Raw genomic sequence first — 16,324 nt, forward strand, 5'->3', positions numbered from 1 at the left:
ACCATGAACAGCATCAACCCTGTGTCACGTCGCGGTTTTCTCAAGGGCAGCGCACTGTTGGGCGGTGGTCTGGTGGTGGCGTTCGTCATCCCCGGCGCTCATCGCTTTGCTTTGGGGGCGGAGAATGAAGGCAATATTTTCGCGCCGAATGCGTTTTTACGGATCGGCAACGACAACGTCGTCACCGTACTGCTCGGCCACTCGGAAATGGGCCAGGGCATCTGGACCGGCCTGACCATGTTGATTGCCGAAGAGCTGGACGCCGATTGGTCGAAAATCCGCGTCGAACATTCACCCGCGTCGGCGGCGGATTACGGCATGGCAGGGTTCGGCGGGATGCAGATCACCGGCGGCTCGACCTCGACCTGGATGGAATTCGATCGCTATCGGCAGGCCGGCGCGGCAGCGCGCTTGATGCTGATCGATGCGGCGGCCAAGCGTTTCAACGTCGCGCCCTCGGCGATTCACACCGAGTCAGGCGTGGTCATTGCCGGCGACAAACGCGCGACCTACGGCGAACTGGCGGACGACGCCGGCAAGCTGCCGATTCCGGATCCGGCTTCGATCAAGTTCAAGGAGGCCGAGGACTGGAAACTCATCGGCAAACCCACCAAGCGCCTGGACACCCCGGAGAAAATCACCGGCCGGGCCAAGTTCGGCATGGACGTGCAATTCGATGGCTTGATGACGGCCATGGTTGCCCGTTCGCCGGTGTTCGGCGGCAGCGTCAAATCCTTCGAAGGCGCCGAGGCGCTGGCTGTGCCGGGCGTGCACAAAGTGGTGCAGGTGCCTACTGGCGTGGCGGTGATTGCCGACCATTACTGGGCGGCGAAGCTTGGGCGCGATGCGCTGAAAGTCGAGTGGGATCTGGGGCCGAACGCCGGCCTCGACAGTCAGAAACTGCTGGAGAGTTTCCGCAAACTCGCGGGCACCCCCGGTACCTCGGCCAGTAAGGCGGGCGATACCAGTGCTGCACTGGGCAAAGCCGCCAAGACCATCGACGTCGAATACAGCGTGCCGTACCTGGCCCACGCACCGATGGAACCGCTCAATTGCACGGTGAAGATCTCCAAGGACAAGTGCGAGATCTGGACCGGCACGCAGTTCCAGACCCTGGATCAAATGATCGCGGGCAAGATCACCGGGCTCAAGCCCGAACAGGTTGAAATTCACACTGAGTTCCTCGGCGGCGGCTTCGGTCGTCGGGCCAATCCGACCTCGGATTTTGTCGCAGAAGCCGTGCAGGTCGCCAAGGCAGCAGGCGCGCCGGTGAAAACCGTCTGGTCCCGGGAGGACGACGTGCGCGGCGGTTATTACCGCTCGGCATTCCTGCATCAGGCACGCATCGGCCTGGACGCTGGCGGCATGCCCATGGCCTGGAAGCATGTGATGGTCGGTCAGTCGATCATGGCCGGCACCATGCTCGAGGCGACCATGGTCAAGGACGGTGTCGACAAGACGTCGGTCGAAGGCGTTGCCAACAGCCCTTACCTTGAAGGCATGGCCAATCACCAAGTGGAACTGCACTCACCGACAACGGGCATCAGCGTGTTGTGGCTGCGTTCGGTGGGGCACAGCCACACGGCGTTTGTCATGGAGTCGTTGATCGACGAACTGGCGGAAGCGGCCGGAAAGGATCCGGTGGAATACCGACGAACCTTGCTCAAGGCGCATCCACGGCATTTGGGTGTGCTGAACCTTGCCGTCGAGAAAGCCAACTGGAAGGCGCCATTGCCAGACGGCCACGCGTTGGGGGTGGCGGTGCATGAGTCCTTCGGCAGTTACGTGGCCCAGGTTGCAGAAGTGTCCCAGGACAACCTGAAAATCCGCGTGCACCGGGTAGTGTGCGCGGTGGACTGCGGGATTGCGGTCAACCCGATGAGCATCGCTGCGCAAATGGAATCCTGCATCACCTTCGGCCTCGGCTTTACCCTGCACAGCAAACTGACGTTCAAGGACGGCCAGGTGGTGCAATCCAATTACCACGACTATCAGGTGCTGCGGTTGAACGAAATGCCGGTGGTCGAAGTGCATATCGTGCCGAGCACCCAAAGGTCCGGCGGTATCGGCGAAGCCGGTGTCCCACCCACGGCACCGGCAGTGGCCAATGCGGTGTTCACCCTGACCGGGCAACGCCTGCGGGAACTGCCGTTGCAACTGTCGGGGGTGTGACATGAAACGACATCTGATTCTTGGCGCGGTGGTGCTGATCGGCCTGACCGGGTATGCCGAGCACCTGTTTGCTGACGACAAGGAAGCCATAAAGGCATTCGGCACGGTACAGAAGGTTTTCCAGAGCCCGCGTTGCCAGAACTGTCATCTCCCGGGCGATTCGCCGTTGCAGTTCGACGCCGGGATTCCCCATGCGATGAGCGTGGTGCGCGGGATGGACGGTAAGGGCGCTGCCGGTTTGCCCTGCGCGACCTGCCACGCCGAGTCCAATCCGCCCGCCAGTTACGGGCCGCATACACCACCGGGAGCGCCGCATTGGAGCTTGCCGCCCGCAGCGCACAAGATGGCCTGGATCGGTCTGCCAGCCGATAAGTTATGCGTGATGATCAAGGATCGCTCCAGTAATGGTGACCGAGATTTTGCAGCGCTGATCAAGCACGTCAGCGAAGACAAGCTAGTGCTCTGGGGCTGGAATCCGGGCGAGGGAAGGGCGCCGGTACCGGTGCCCCACGACATTTTCGTCAGCCAATTCAAGCTGTGGGCTGACGCGGGTGGGCCGTGTCCGGTGGAGGGCAGTTGACCGGCGGTCCGTAAACAGGGAGTCAATCCGGATATGCACGACTCTAAAGTGCATATCCGCCAATGGAGTGAGTAATGCTGATCCCAGGCAAACCGGTCAAGCGAGGTGCTTGCACAGACCCGATGCGTTCGCCACTCAAGGAGCGTGAACTGCTGCGCGATCTGGCTCGTAAGGCCGAGCAAGAGCTGATGGGCGTGCAGATGGCGAGTATGGACGAGTTGACGTTGCTGCCCAACCGTCACGGGTTTACAGCGCTGGCCCAACAAGGGCTGGACGCCTGCCAGCAGTTGGCATTACCGGCCACGCTACTGTTTTTCGATCTCGATAATTTCAAGCAAATCAATTACCTGTACGGTCGAGCAGAGGGCGATAACGCCCTGAAAACCTTTGCTGACGTGCTGCGAATCGCCTTTCGCGAAAGCGATGTGATCGGCCGACTGGGTAACGACGAGTTTGTCGCTCTGCTGACAGGGGCGAGCGTTGTAGAGCTGTCTGCGATCATGGCACGCCTCGAGGAAATACTCGCCGAGCGCAATGCCACGGCAAATCGCAGTTTTGCCATTCACTTCAGCATTGGCCAGATCGAGTTTGATGCTCGGCTAAACCAGACTGCCGAAGTAGTGTTGGCCCTGGCCGATAAGGCGATGCACGACACTCGTCATTCTTGAGTGGCGCAGTGCAAAACCGCTGCAATGTACCCGGCAGTACGCAACAACCGGCCGTCATCCCTGAACTTGCCAATCAGCTGTAATCCGATCGGTAGACTGCCTTCCGCGCGCATCAGCGGGATATTGACCTGCGGCCAGCCAAACGCCCCCCAGAGCTTGATGAAATCCGACGGTCCGGTACTTTCCAGACCCATGGGCGCAACCATCCCGCACGAGGCGCCGAGCATAGCGTCGAAGGGTTGGCACAGCTCATTCAAGCGAGGGGCAAGCGCGGCCAGTCGCACCTTGGCAGCGGATTCCTGTTCCCAGGTTGTCGCCGCCGCACGCTCGAACATGGCCAGTGTCGAGGGGCTCAATTGGGTTCGATGTCGTTGAAATTCCTTTGCCAGCGAGCGGGCACCCTCGCAATCGTTAATCAGCTGATGGTCGTCGAAGACACCGGCAAACTCGTCGGGCAGTTGCAGTTCGCTCACGTGATGGCCAGCGTGGCTCAACTGATCGGCTGCCTGCTCCAGAGCGTGGGCCACCTCGGGGTCCACCTGATCCCAGCGTGACGTGCGGCAGAAGCCTAGTCTCAGTGGACGCCGCTCGACGTCAGGTACCACAAAACCGGGAATCAGCACGCGCGCCACGAGGTGCAGATCGCGTACTGATCTTCCGTACCAACCCACGGTGTCGAAGCTTGGCGCCAGCGGTTTTACACCTTCCAGCGACACCAGTCCCAGCGACGGTTTGTAAGCGAAGAGGCCGCAGTAGGATGCCGGCTTGAGCAATGAGCCAGCGGTCTGGGTACCCAGCGCCAAGGCGAAGAAACCCGCCGCCATCCCGGCCGCCGAACCCGCGCTGGAGCTGCCTGGCGTGCGAGCGAGGTCGTGGGGATTGCGCGTCGGACCGGTGTGCATGTAGGCAAACTCGGTGGTGTGGGTCTTGCCCATGATCAGCGCGCCGGCCTGGCGCAACAGCGTCACCACGTGGGCATCCCGTGACGGTTGATGGCCGGTGTAGATGGGCGAGAAGAATTGCGTGGGGTAGGCCGCAGTGTCGAAGATGTCCTTGACGCCTACGGGAACGCCGGCCAGCAGGCCACGACCGTTGTTCTGCGCAGCATCGGCGCGTACCTGTTGGGCGTCGAACGAGACGAAAGCCTGGATATCCGGCTCCTGCGCCTGGATGCGCTCAAGAAAAGCTTCGGCGATGGCGGCAGCGGTCGTATCGCCATTGACCACCGCTTCACTGAGGGTGGTGGCGTCAAGGGAAGGGCGGATCATTTGGCGAACAACTGATCGATGTTTTTGAACGCCTTGAACTCCAAAGCGTTGCCGCACGGGTCGAAGAGAAACATCGTGGCTTGTTCGCCTACCAATCCCTGAAAGCGGATGCCCGGCTCGATCACGAAGCGTGTACCCAGGTCTTTCAAACGCTCGGCCAGCGTCTCCCATTCCTCCATCCCCAATACCACACCGAAATGCGGCACCGGCACGTTATGACCGTCCACGGCATTCGTGTGCGCGGCTTCCTGAGAAGGGTTTTTCGGGGTCAGGTGAATCACCAGTTGATGACCGAAAAAGTTGAAGTCGACCCAGTGGTCGCTGGAGCGGCCTTCTTCCAGGCCGAACACGTCGCCATAGAAACGCCGGGCAGCGGCTAAATCGTAAACCGGGATGGCCAGGTGAAAAGGGGGCAGTTGCATTAGGTTCGCCTCGGATGATCAGGAGATGAGGCTGAGTTTAGCGCTATGCTTTTTGATTGAAAGACGATAGTTTTTGCGTCGAGCACAAATTATTTAGATCAATCGAGAACGCCTATGTTGCGTGAACTGAAAACCTTCATCGCCGTGACACGCTACGGCACGTTCGCGGCCGCCGGGATGCACATCGGCCTGACGCAGTCGGCGGTGAGCGCGCAGATACGCAATCTGGAACAGGTGCTGGGCATCCGCCTGTTCGATCGCACCGGGCGTCAGGCGATTCTCAATGCCGCAGGGCAACGGGCGTTGCCGATGGCGCGGGAGATCCTCGAGACGTTCAGCCGGATGGCCGTTAGTGACGATGTCCGCGAGTATCGCGGCGAGTTGAAAATTGGCGCGGTGGCCACGGTCCAGACCGGGTTGTTGCCTCAGGCGTTGTTGCGGTTGAGGCAGCAGGCGCCGTTGCTTGAGCCGAAACTGGTGCCGGGTGTGTCATTGAACCTGTTGAGCCAGGTAGACACCGGGGAGGTCGACTTGGCGATATTGATCAAGCCGCCGTTCGAGCTGCCCAAGGAACTGTCGGCGCAGGTTATCCGCCGTGAACCGTTTGTGTTGATTGTGCCAATGGACCTTGAAGGCAATGAACCGTTGCAGGTCCTCGCGAGCCACCCGCACGTGCGCTACGACCGCAATTCATTTGGCGGTCGCCTGGTGACGCGGTTTTTGCGAGAACAGCAGATTGAAGTGCAGGTGGCACTGGAACTGGATGAGCTGGAAGCCATCGTGAAGATGGTCGAATGCGGGCTCGGCGTTTCACTGCTGCCCGAGGCCGGGTTATGGCTTGAGCATGGGGCGAAAGTCAGGATTATCCCGTTGGGCGAGTTGACGTTCTACCGCGAGATTGTGCTGTTGCAGCGCTACAGCCAGCGGGTGCAGCCGATTCAGCAGCTGTTTGCGCGGTGCCTGGCCCAAATCGAAGACTAACCACAAAACCCCTGTGGGAGCGGGCTTGCTCGCGAATGCGGCGTGTCAGGCACCTTCAATGTCGACTGGCACTCTGCATTCGCGAGCAAGCCCGCTCCCACAGGGGATTTGCATCACGCCTGAAATCTCAGGCACAAAAAACCCGCCTGTCGAGGCGGGTTTTTTATGGGTTAGCGAAAGATCACTCTTCCAGGCTACCCATCGCAGTGGTGTTGAAGCCACCGTCTACGTACATGATTTCGCCGCTGATGCCGGACGCCAGGTCCGAGCATAGAAAGGCGCCGGCGTTGCCGACTTCGTCGATGGTGACGTTGCGACGCAGCGGGGTTTGCGCTTCGTTGGCGGCCAGCATCTTGCGGAAGTTCTTGATGCCGGAAGCGGCGAGGGTGCGAATCGGGCCAGCCGATACGCAGTTGACGCGGGTGCCGTCCGGGCCCAGGGAGCCGGCCAGGTAACGCACGCCGGCTTCCAGCGAAGCCTTGGCCATGCCCATGACGTTGTAGTTCGGCATGGTGCGCTCGGCGCCCAGGTACGACAGGGTCAGCAGGCTGCCGTTGCGGCCTTTCATCATTTCGCGGCCGGCCTTGGCCAGGGCCACGAAGCTGTAGGCGCTGATGTCGTGAGCGATGCGGAAACCTTCACGGGTGGTGGCTTCGGTGAAGTCGCCGTCCAGTTGGTCGCCCGGGGCGAAGCCGACGGAGTGCACGATGCAGTCCAGGCCGTCCCACTTCTTGCCCAGCTCAACGAAGACCTTGGCGATTTCTTCATCGCTGGCCACGTCGCACGGGAAGCACAGGTCAGGGTTGGAACCCCAGCTTTGTGCGAACTCTTCGACACGACCCTTGAGTTTGTCGTTCTGATAAGTGAAGGCAAGCTCAGCGCCCTCGCGATGCATGGCGGCAGCGATGCCGGATGCGATGGACAGCTTACTGGCGACACCGACGATCAGTACGCGCTTACCGGCGAGAAAACCCATGTGTTGCTCCTCTCTTTCAGGTTATTGCGCAGTGGCTGGAGCCAGGAAAGCGGCTTCCAGCAACTGCTGTGTATACGGATGTTGGGGGGCGGCAAAGATACTTTGCGCGTCTCCCTGTTCGACCACTTGGCCCTGCTTGACCACCATCAGCTGGTGGCTCAGCGCCTTGACGACAGCCAGGTCATGGCTGATAAACAGATACGTCAGGTTGTACTTGGTTTGCAGTGAACGTAAAAGCTCCACCACTTGGCGTTGCACGGTGCGGTCGAGGGCCGAAGTCGGCTCGTCCAGCAAAATCAACGCCGGTTTTAGCACTAATGCCCGGGCAATGGCGATTCTCTGCCGTTGCCCACCGGAAAATTCGTGGGGGTAGCGGTTCCGGGTTTCCGGGTCCAGCCCTACCTCCTTCAATGCCGCGATAATCGCTTGTTCCTGTTCCGCCTCGGTGCCCATCTTGTGGATCCGCAGGCCTTCGCCGACGATCTGGCTCACGCACATCCGCGGGCTCAGGCTGCCGAACGGATCCTGGAACACCACCTGCATCTCCCGGCGCAGCGGTCGAACCTCGGCCTGCGTCAGGCAGTCTAGCTGCTTGCCTTCAAAACGGATGGCGCCTTTGCTGCCGATCAGCCGCAAAATCGCCAGGCCCAGCGTCGACTTGCCCGAACCGCTTTCTCCCACAATCCCCAGGGTCTGACCCTGGGGCAGGCTGAAATTGATGCCGTCCACCGCTTTGATGTGGTCGACGGTCTTTTTCAGAAAGCCTTTCTTGATCGGAAACCAGACTTTCAGGTCCTCGACCTGCAGCAGCGGCGGGCCAATCACGTTGGTCGCAGGCGTCCCGCTGGGCTCCGCTGCCAGCAGTTCCCGAGTGTACGGATGCTGCGGCGCTCGGAACAACTCTTCGCACGATGCCTGTTCGACGATGCAACCGCGCTGCATGACACATACGCGATGCGCAATTCTTCGCACAAGGTTCAAATCGTGACTGATCAGTAGCAGCGCCATGCCCAATCGGGCCTGTAATTCCTTGAGCAATTCGAGGATTTTCAGCTGAACGGTCACGTCCAGCGCGGTGGTCGGTTCGTCGGCGATCAGCAGCTCGGGCTCGTTGGCCAGAGCCATGGCAATCATCACCCGCTGACGCTGGCCACCGGACAATTCATGGGGCAGGGCCTTGAGGCGCTTGTGCGGCTCAGGAATGCCGACCATCTCCAGCAATTCCAGGGTGCGCTTGGTCGCGACTTTGCCGACCAGACCCTTGTGAATGCCCAGCACCTCGTTGATCTGCTTCTCGATCGAGTGCAGCGGATTGAGCGAGGTCATCGGCTCCTGGAAGATCATCGCGATCCGGTTGCCGCGGATGTGGCGGATGGTTTTCTCTTTCAAACTCAGCAGGTCTTGCCCGGAATACTCGATGGTCCCCGACGGATGCCGGGCGAGCGGGTAGGGCAACAGCCGCAGGATCGAGTGCGCGGTCACCGATTTGCCGGAGCCGCTTTCGCCGACCAGCGCCAGGGTTTCGCCACGCTTGATGTCGAAACTGACGCCTTCCACCACCCGCTGACAGTGATCGCCGACGACGAATTCGACGGCCAGGTCGCGCACTTCGATCAGATTGTCCTGATTCATTTCACTTCCTCGGGTCGAAGGCATCGCGAGCGGACTCGCCGATAAACACCAGCAAACTCAACATCAATGCCAACACCGCAAACGCGCTCATGCCGAGCCACGGCGCTTGCAGGTTGGATTTGCCCTGGGCCACCAGTTCACCCAACGACGGCGCGCCGGGCGGCAAACCGAAACCCAGAAAGTCCAGCGCGGTCAGCGTGCCGATGGCGCCGGTCAGGATGAACGGCATGAAGGTCATGGTCGAGACCATGGCGTTGGGCAAAATGTGGCGGAACATGATCGCGCCATTCTGCATCCCCAGCGCCCGGGCCGCGCGCACGTATTCAAGGTTGCGCCCGCGCAGGAACTCGGCGCGCACCACGTCCACCAGGCTCATCCACGAGAACAGCAACATGATCCCCAGCAGCCACCAGAAGTTCGGCTGCACGAAACTGGCCAGGATGATCAGCAAATACAGCACCGGCAGGCCGGACCAGATCTCCAGGAAGCGCTGCCCGGTCAAATCCACCCAGCCGCCATAAAACCCCTGCAAGGCCCCGGCAATCACGCCGATGATCGAGCTGAGAATGGTCAGGGTCAGCGCAAACAGCACCGAAATCCGGAAGCCGTAAATCACCCGCGCCAACACATCGCGGCCCTGATCGTCGGTGCCTAGAAGGTTGTCGGCGGAGGGTGGCGCAGGCGCCGGGACTTTCAGGTCGTAATTGATGCTTTGGTAGCTGTAAGGAATCGGTGCCCACAGCACCCAGGCGTCTTTGGCCTTGAGCAGTTCACGGATGTACGGGCTCTTGTAGTTGGCCTCCAGCGGGAATTCGCCGCCGAACGCGGTTTCCGGGTAGCGCTTGAGCGCCGGGAAGTACCAGCCGTTGTCGTAATGCACCACCAGCGGTTTGTCGTTGGCAACCAGCTCGGCACCGAGGCTCAGGCCGAACAGCACCAGAAACAGCCACAGCGACCACCAGCCACGCCTGTTGGCCTTGAACAGTTCGAAACGTCGGCGATTGAGCGGGGACAAATTCATCTCAATGCTCCCGGCTTTCGAAGTCGATGCGTGGATCGACAAAGGTGTAGGTCAGGTCACCGATTAATTTCACCACGAGACCGAGCAAGGTGAAGATAAACAGCGTGCCGAACACCACCGGGTAATCGCGGTTGATCGCCGCTTCGAAACTCATCAAACCGAGGCCATCCAGGGAGAAGATCACTTCCACCAGCAGCGAGCCGGTGAAGAAGATCCCGATAAACGCTGACGGGAAACCGGCGATCACCAGCAGCATGGCGTTGCGGAACACGTGGCCGTAAAGCACGCGGTGATTGGTCAGGCCTTTGGCCTTGGCGGTGACCACGTACTGTTTGTTGATTTCGTCAAGGAAGCTGTTTTTGGTGAGCAGGGTCATGGTCGCGAAGTTACCGATTACCAGTGCTGTCACCGGCAATGCCAGGTGCCAGAAGTAATCGAGGATCTTGCCGCCAGTGCTCAGTTCATCGAAGTTGTTCGAGGTCAGTCCCCTGAGCGGGAACCAGTCCAGGTAGCTGCCGCCGGCAAACACCACGATCAGCAGGATCGCAAACAGGAACGCCGGGATCGCGTAACCGACGATGATCAACGAGCTGGTCCAGACGTCGAAGTGGCTGCCGTGTCGCGTCGCCTTGGCAATCCCCAGCGGGATCGACACAAGGTACATGATCAGCGTGCTCCACAGCCCGAGCGAGATCGACACCGGCATCTTTTCCTTGATCAGGTCGATGACCTTGGCGTCGCGGAAGAAGCTGTCGCCGAAATCCAGGGTGACGTAGTTCTTGATCATGATCCACAAGCGTTCCGGCGCCGATTTATCGAAGCCGTACATGTGCTCGATTTCCTTGACCAGCATCGGGTCCAGGCCTTGCGCACCGCGATAGGCGGAGCCGGCCACCGAGACTTCGGCACCTCCGCCGGCAATGCGGCTGGTGGCGCCTTCGAAGCCTTCGAGCTTGGCGATCATCTGCTCCACCGGCCCGCCGGGGGCGGCCTGGATGATCACGAAGTTGATCAGCAAAATGCCGAGCAAGGTCGGAATGATCAGCAGCAGTCGCCGAAAAATATACGCCAGCATCTGATTACTCCGTGCCCGCAGGGTCGGCTTGCAGTTTGGTTTCGACTTCTATCGCCGGTGTCGCGTCAGGCTTGACCCACCAGGTGTTCGTACCGATGTCGTACTTGGGAGAGACTTTCGGGTGACCGATGTGGTTCCAGTACGCCACGCGCCAGGTTTTGATGTGCCAGTTGGGGATCACGTAATAGCCCCATTGCAGCACGCGGTCCAGTGCCCGGGCGTGGGCGACCAGGCTTTTGCGCGAATCGGCGTTGATCAGTTGCTCGACCAGTTGATCGACCACCGGATCCTTGAGGCCCATGGAGTTGCGGCTGCCGGGTTTGTCGGCCGCGGCAGACATCCAGAATTCGCGCTGTTCATTGCCCGGCGAGTTGGACTGCGGGAAGCTGCCGACGATCATGTCGAAGTCCCGTGAACGCACGCGGTTGATGTATTGCGAGACATCGACCCGGCGGATCACCAGGTCAATACCCAGGTCGCTGAGGTTGCGCTTGAACGGCAGCAGCACGCGTTCGAATTCGGTCTGGGCCAGCAGGAACTCGATGGTCACCGGTTTGCCGTTGGCGTCGACCATCTTGTCGTCGACGATCCGCCAGCCAGCCTCTTGCAGCAGTTGATAGGCCTTGCGCTGCTGGGTGCGGATCATGCCGCTGGCGTCGGTCATCGGGTTCTGGAACGCTTCGCTGAACACCTGCTCGGGGATCTTGCCGCGGAACGGGCCGAGGATCGCCAGTTGATCAGCGTCGGGCAGGCCGGTCGCGGCCATTTCCGAGTTCTCGAAGAAACTGCGGGTACGCACATAGGCGCCGTTGAACAGTTGCTTGTTGGTCCATTCAAAGTCCAGCAGCAGCGTCAGCGCCTGACGCACGCGCACATCGTGGAACACCGGACGGCGCAGGTTGAACACAAAGCCCTGCATGCCGGTCGGGTTGGCGTTGGGGATCTGTTCCTTGATCAAGCGGCCTTCGGTGACAGCTGGAATGTTGTAGGCGTTGGCCCAGTTCTTCGCGGCCATTTCCAGCCAGTAATCGAACTGCCCGGCCTTGAGGGCTTCAAGCGCCACGGTGTTGTCGCGGTAGTAATCAGTGGTCATCACGTCGAAGTTGTAGAAGCCACGGTTGGCCGGCAGGTCCTTGCCCCAGTAATCCTTGACCCGCTCATAGCGTATCGAGCGCCCGGCCTTCACTTCGGTCACCTTGTAGGGGCCGCTGCCCAACGGGATTTCCAGGTTGCCCTTGTTGAAATCGCGGTTTGCCCACCAATGCTTGGGCAATACCGGCAACTGGCCGAGGATCAGCGGCAGTTCGCGGTTGTTGGTGTGCTTGAACTTGAACAGCACGGTGAGCGGGTCTTCGGCGACCGCTTCGTCGACATCGCTGTAGTAACCGCGATAGAGCGGAGCGCCGTCCTTGGTCAGCACCTGGAAGCTGAACACCACGTCTTCGGCGCGAATCGGATGACCGTCGTGGAAACGTGCTTCAGGGCGCAGATAGAAACGCACCCAGCTGTTGTCCGGGGCTTTTTCGATCTTGCCGGCGACCAGCCCGTATTCGGTGAACGGCACGTCCAGACCCTGTTTGGCCAAAGTGTCGTAGATCATGCCGATGTCGTCAGCCGGCACGCCTTTGCTGATGAACGGGTTGAGGCTGTCGAAGCCACCGAATCCGGCCTGGCGAAAGATTCCGCCCTTGGGCGCATCGGGGTTCACGTAGTCGAAATGCTTGAAGTCGGCCGGGTATTTAGGCGGCTCGTTGTACAGGGTCACGGCATGTTGCGGGGCGGCGCAGGCCAGCCCGGCGAACAGCAGACCGCTGGCCTGCAACAGCAGTGCGCGTACGGGTTTCATCGATCTTTCTCCGAAGATTTCAGCCACCACGCGGAGAGGCCCAGGGTGTAGGGCGGCGTGGTGACGAAGGCGAACCGGTTGCGGTAGGCCAGGCGGTGATAATTGAGGTACCAGTTGGGAATGATGTAGTGCTGCCACAGCAAGACCCGGTCCAGGGCTTTACCGGCCGCGACTTGTTCGTCGCGGGTTTGCGCGGCGAGCAGTTGTTCGAGCAGGTGATCGACCGTCGGGTTGGCGATGCCGGCGTAGTTTTTACTGCCCTTGACCCCGACCTGGCTGGAATGGAAATACTGCCATTGCTCCAGGCCCGGGCTGAGGGTCTGGTTGAGCGTCATCAGGATCATGTCGAAATCGAACTGATCCAGACGTTGTTTGTACTGGGCGCGGTCGACCGTGCGCAGGCGCGCGTCGATGCCAATGCTGGCAAGGTTCTCGACGTAAGGCTGAAGGATGCGTTCCAGGTTCGGGTTGACCAGCAGGATCTCGAGCTTGAGCGGTTGGCCTTTGGCGTTCTCGATCCGTTGCCCGTTGAGTTTCCAGCCGGCCTCGGCGAGCAGCGCCAGGGCCTTGCGCATGGTTTCCCGGGGGATACCGCGTCCATCGGTCTTTGGCAGGCTGAACGGCTCGGTGAGGAGCTTGGCGGGCAACTGCTCGCGATACGGCTTGAGCATCAGCCATTCGTGCCCGACCGGCAGGCCAGTCGCGGAGAACTCGCTATTGGGGTAATAACTCATGGCGCGTTTGTATGCGCCGCTGAACAGGGTGCGGTTGGTCCACTCGAAATCGAACATCAGCCCCAGCGCTTCACGGACTTTGGTCTCGGAGAAGGCCGGGCGCCGGCTGTTCATGAACAGGCCCTGGGTCTGGGTCGGGATCTGGTGCGGGATCTGCGCCTTGATCACGTCGCCGCGGCGCACGGCCGGGAAGTTGTAACCGTTGTCCCAGTTCTTCGCCTGATGCTCGATGTAGATGTCGAATTCGCCGGCTTTGAAGGCCTCGAAGGCCACATCGCTGTCGCGGTAGAACTCGACTTCCATGCGATCGACGTTGTATTTGCCGCGATTGACCGGCAAGTCCTTGCCCCAGTAATCCTTGACCCGTTCGAAAATGATCTGGCGTCCAGGCGTTACTGACGTGATGCGATACGGCCCGCTGCCCAGTGGCGGCTCGAAGGTGGTGGCCTTGAAATCACGACCTTTCCAGTAATGCTGCGGCAGCACTGGCAATTCGCCCAGACGCAGGATCTGCAACGGATTGCCGGCGCGCTTGAACACGAATCGAATGCGCTGCGGATTGAGGATGTCGACCCGCAATACTTCCTGAAGGCTGGTGCGGTACTGCGGATGACCTTCCTTGAGTAGCAAGCGGTAGGAAAACGCCACGTCGTAGGCGGTTATCGGCGTGCCATCGTGGAACCGCGCTTCAGGACGCAAGTTGAACACGACCCAGCTGCGATCTTCGCTGTATTCCACCGATTGGGCAATCAGGCCATAACTGGAGGTCGGCTCATCGCCGGACGGCGCGTACTGGCCGGTGCCGACCATCAACGGTTCGTTGAGTTCGTTGATGCCGTATTGCAGGAAATTCGGCGTGGAAACCGGGCTGGAGCCCTTGAAAGTGTAGGGGTTGAGCGTATCGAAGGTGCCAAACGCCATCGCCCGCAACGTACCGCCCTTGGGCGCTTGCGGGTTGACCCAGTCGAAGTGGGTAAATCTGGCCGGGTACTTGAGCGTGCCGAACTGCGCATAACCATGGCTTTCGCTGATCGTCGCGCTTGCGGGGGAGCTCAAGGCCAGGCTGGTCAGGAATAGGAGGAGGGGACGCTTCAAGTCAGAGATCCGATCCAGGCGGCTTGGGCTTTGTGGGCCGTACAGTAACAGCTTGTATCGACAGGAAAAAGACACGGGCTTAATGCGCTGTTAACGGCTGGCGCGATAGCCCTGCACATCGCAGAATCTGTGGGAGCGGGCTTGCTCGCGAATGCGGTTTTACATTCAACATTGATATTGGCTGAAAAGACGCATTCGCGAGCAAGCCCGCTCCCACAGGGATTGCATTCTCGCCAGAAAAACCGGGTTGCAGGATCGAGTAGGAGGCGGATTTACATCCGCCGTCCTCTCACACCACCGTACGTACGGTTCCGTATACGGCGGTTCAGGTTATGCGATTAAGCCGTTTATCGTATCCAGTATCGAGACCAAACCGAGTCGATCCCACAGTTTCTTCGGCAGCGCCTGATTCATATGTGACGCTCCCGAGTTCCACCATGGGCCCTGCCCATTGGACGCTGATCTACGAGCACGTCCTTCGTTGATCCCCAAGCCCATCAGGTTACGCGCCCTCGTTGAGGACTGCTTCCATTGGCGCCAGAGGATGCAGCGAAGTTTTCGACGCACCCAGCCGTCCAGTTCCTCGAGGGGCCCCTTGCTCTGACTGAGCTTGAAGTAGCCAGCCCATCCGCGCAGTACGGGGTTTATCCGCTCGATGACGCTCGCCATCTTGCAGCCCCGCGCTCCGCGCAGCAGGTCTCTGAGTCGGTCGCGTAGACGCCCCAGACTCATCCTCGCCACTTTTAGCCTTGGCTGTTGATGCCAGCTCATCCCATAACCCAGATAATCACAGGCCCACGGTCGCGCCACGCGGCTCTTTTCCCGATTCAGCGTCAGTTTCAGACGCTGGCTCAGGAAGCATTCGACGCTGTTCATCACTCGTTCGCCAGCACGACGGCTGCGTACATAAATGTTCGCATCATCGGCATAGCGCACGAAACGATGGCCCCGCCGTTCCAATTCGCGATCGAGTTCGTTGAGCAGGATATTCGACAGCAACGGCGAGAGTGGGCCGCCTTGCGGCGCCCCTTCCTGTCGTCGACTGACAAGACCACCTGACATCGTTCCCGCTTCGAGATAACGACGGATCAGCGCGAGCACCCGCTTATCTTCGACTTGACGCGCCACGTGAGCCATCAGGACATCGTGGTTGACTCGATCAAAGAACTTCTCCAGATCGAGCGCCACACACCAGCGGTGGCCCGCCGCCACATGGGCTCGGGCTGTTTCGATGGCTTGATGAGCGCTTCTATTCGGACGAAAACCGTAGCTGTAGTCCGAGAACAGAGGGTCGAAGATTGGCGTGAGCTGTTGCAGCAAAGCCTGCTGGATCAGGCGATCCACGACGCAGGGAATGCCCAGCTGTCGTGTTCCACCTTGGGGCTTGGGAATGTCGACGGCGCGTACACCTTGCGGATGATACTCGCCGGCCAGCAACCGAGCCTTGAGGATCGGCCAATACTGTTTCACGTAGCCCGCCAAGTCGTCGACCGTCATGCCATCGGCACCCGGTGCGCCCTTGTTGCTGACCACGCGTTGATACGCACGCTTGAGGTTGGCCGGTGCGAGCACCCGCGCCATCAGCGTGTCCGGCTCCGCGTTCGTCCACGTCACAGATGCCGCCGATACCTCTGCGCTGTCAGCCGTCATCCTCGGATTCTGTCCGGGACTCGGAGTGACAGTCTTCTCTGGGAGAAATTTCTGCATTTCGGTATTCAACGAGACTCTGACGCCTACTGGCGGCATAACCTGTTCGGCCCTTGGTGACGGAGTTACTCGTCACTTACTACGGCCTCGGCTGACTTCTGCGCGTTCATCCCGTCGCCTCGCGGCGCTCGGTAGCACTCAGGCAAA

13 protein-coding genes are annotated in these 16,324 nt (G+C 60.2%); 4 read left to right on the top strand and 9 right to left on the bottom strand.

The window, feature by feature from the left end; genetic code table 11:
- Positions 1-3 precede the first annotated feature (3 nt).
- The 3 genes from ACYZTM_RS28415 (at position 4) to ACYZTM_RS28425 (ending at position 3,420) form a co-directional block, all read left to right on the top strand.
- Positions 4-2,172: a xanthine dehydrogenase family protein molybdopterin-binding subunit gene (locus ACYZTM_RS28415; protein WP_461985928.1), complete on the top strand. Its 2,169-nt coding sequence runs from the start codon at positions 4-6 to the stop codon at positions 2,170-2,172.
- 1 nt (position 2,173) lies between these two features.
- On the top strand, positions 2,174-2,752 hold the full coding sequence (locus ACYZTM_RS28420; RefSeq protein WP_461985930.1) for a hypothetical protein: 579 nt from the start codon (positions 2,174-2,176) through the stop codon (positions 2,750-2,752).
- 74 nt (positions 2,753-2,826) lie between these two features.
- Positions 2,827-3,420, top strand: coding sequence for a GGDEF domain-containing protein (locus tag ACYZTM_RS28425; protein ID WP_461985932.1), 594 nt, complete (start codon positions 2,827-2,829; stop codon positions 3,418-3,420).
- Here ACYZTM_RS28425 and ACYZTM_RS28430 read toward each other — a convergent pair.
- Together ACYZTM_RS28430 and ACYZTM_RS28435 are read right to left on the bottom strand one after the other, a co-directional pair.
- Positions 3,411-4,688 carry an amidase gene (locus tag ACYZTM_RS28430; RefSeq protein ID WP_461985934.1) on the bottom strand — a complete coding sequence of 426 codons (1,278 nt, stop codon included), beginning with the start codon at positions 4,686-4,688 and terminating at the stop codon, positions 3,411-3,413. The two genes, ACYZTM_RS28425 and ACYZTM_RS28430, sit on opposite strands and share 10 nt — an antisense overlap.
- Complete coding sequence (locus ACYZTM_RS28435; protein ID WP_461985936.1) at positions 4,685-5,110, bottom strand: VOC family protein; 426 nt, start codon at positions 5,108-5,110, stop codon at positions 4,685-4,687. The genes ACYZTM_RS28430 and ACYZTM_RS28435 overlap by 4 nt, the downstream gene beginning before the upstream one ends.
- A 114-nt stretch (positions 5,111-5,224) precedes the next feature.
- Between ACYZTM_RS28435 and ACYZTM_RS28440 the strand changes: the two genes are divergently transcribed.
- A complete protein-coding gene (locus tag ACYZTM_RS28440; protein ID WP_461985938.1) occupies positions 5,225-6,091 on the top strand; it encodes a LysR family transcriptional regulator in 867 nt (288 codons plus the stop codon).
- 181 nt (positions 6,092-6,272) lie between these two features.
- On the opposite strand, the gene fabI is transcribed toward ACYZTM_RS28440, so the two are convergent.
- From fabI to ltrA, 7 genes are all read right to left on the bottom strand, one after another.
- Positions 6,273-7,067, bottom strand: a complete 795-nt coding sequence (fabI, locus tag ACYZTM_RS28445) for an enoyl-ACP reductase FabI (RefSeq protein ID WP_008152082.1) — start codon at positions 7,065-7,067, stop codon at positions 6,273-6,275.
- 21 nt (positions 7,068-7,088) lie between these two features.
- Positions 7,089-8,699 carry an ABC transporter ATP-binding protein gene (locus ACYZTM_RS28450; RefSeq protein ID WP_010459782.1) on the bottom strand — a complete coding sequence of 537 codons (1,611 nt, stop codon included), beginning with the start codon at positions 8,697-8,699 and terminating at the stop codon, positions 7,089-7,091.
- Position 8,700: 1 nt separating this feature from the next.
- The gene (locus ACYZTM_RS28455; protein WP_461985940.1) at positions 8,701-9,720 is read right to left on the bottom strand and encodes an ABC transporter permease; all 1,020 of its coding nucleotides are present in this window, start codon (positions 9,718-9,720) and stop codon (positions 8,701-8,703) included.
- A gap of 1 nt (position 9,721) precedes the next feature.
- Positions 9,722-10,795: a microcin C ABC transporter permease YejB gene (locus ACYZTM_RS28460; protein WP_461985942.1), complete on the bottom strand. Its 1,074-nt coding sequence runs from the start codon at positions 10,793-10,795 to the stop codon at positions 9,722-9,724.
- A gap of 4 nt (positions 10,796-10,799) precedes the next feature.
- The gene (locus tag ACYZTM_RS28465) at positions 10,800-12,641 is read right to left on the bottom strand and encodes an extracellular solute-binding protein (RefSeq protein WP_461985944.1); all 1,842 of its coding nucleotides are present in this window, start codon (positions 12,639-12,641) and stop codon (positions 10,800-10,802) included.
- Positions 12,638-14,470, bottom strand: coding sequence for an extracellular solute-binding protein (locus tag ACYZTM_RS28470; RefSeq protein ID WP_461985946.1), 1,833 nt, complete (start codon positions 14,468-14,470; stop codon positions 12,638-12,640). Before ACYZTM_RS28470 ends, ACYZTM_RS28465 begins: the two co-directional genes overlap by 4 nt.
- A gap of 330 nt (positions 14,471-14,800) precedes the next feature.
- Complete coding sequence (ltrA, locus tag ACYZTM_RS28475; RefSeq protein WP_461985512.1) at positions 14,801-16,216, bottom strand: group II intron reverse transcriptase/maturase; 1,416 nt, start codon at positions 16,214-16,216, stop codon at positions 14,801-14,803.
- Positions 16,217-16,324: the final 108 nt, after the last annotated feature.

The organism is Pseudomonas sp. MDT2-39-1 (genome assembly GCF_054898085.1).

What these genes read in the sequence shown, in the direction of transcription:
- ACYZTM_RS28425 (WP_461985932.1), top strand. Translation starts at nt 2,827, where the DNA reads ATGCTGATCCCAGGCAAACCGGTCAAGCGAGGTGCTTGCACAGACCCG.
- fabI (WP_008152082.1), bottom strand. Translation starts at nt 7,067, where the DNA reads ATGGGTTTTCTCGCCGGTAAGCGCGTACTGATCGTCGGTGTCGCCAGT.
- ACYZTM_RS28460 (WP_461985942.1), bottom strand. Translation starts at nt 10,795, where the DNA reads ATGCTGGCGTATATTTTTCGGCGACTGCTGCTGATCATTCCGACCTTG.
- ACYZTM_RS28415 (WP_461985928.1), top strand. Translation starts at nt 4, where the DNA reads ATGAACAGCATCAACCCTGTGTCACGTCGCGGTTTTCTCAAGGGCAGC.
- ACYZTM_RS28420 (WP_461985930.1), top strand. Translation starts at nt 2,174, where the DNA reads ATGAAACGACATCTGATTCTTGGCGCGGTGGTGCTGATCGGCCTGACC.
- ACYZTM_RS28430 (WP_461985934.1), bottom strand. Translation starts at nt 4,688, where the DNA reads ATGATCCGCCCTTCCCTTGACGCCACCACCCTCAGTGAAGCGGTGGTC.
- ACYZTM_RS28465 (WP_461985944.1), bottom strand. Translation starts at nt 12,641, where the DNA reads ATGAAACCCGTACGCGCACTGCTGTTGCAGGCCAGCGGTCTGCTGTTC.
- ACYZTM_RS28435 (WP_461985936.1), bottom strand. Translation starts at nt 5,110, where the DNA reads ATGCAACTGCCCCCTTTTCACCTGGCCATCCCGGTTTACGATTTAGCC.
- ACYZTM_RS28450 (WP_010459782.1), bottom strand. Translation starts at nt 8,699, where the DNA reads ATGAATCAGGACAATCTGATCGAAGTGCGCGACCTGGCCGTCGAATTC.
- ltrA (WP_461985512.1), bottom strand. Translation starts at nt 16,216, where the DNA reads ATGCCGCCAGTAGGCGTCAGAGTCTCGTTGAATACCGAAATGCAGAAA.
- ACYZTM_RS28455 (WP_461985940.1), bottom strand. Translation starts at nt 9,720, where the DNA reads ATGAATTTGTCCCCGCTCAATCGCCGACGTTTCGAACTGTTCAAGGCC.
- ACYZTM_RS28440 (WP_461985938.1), top strand. Translation starts at nt 5,225, where the DNA reads ATGTTGCGTGAACTGAAAACCTTCATCGCCGTGACACGCTACGGCACG.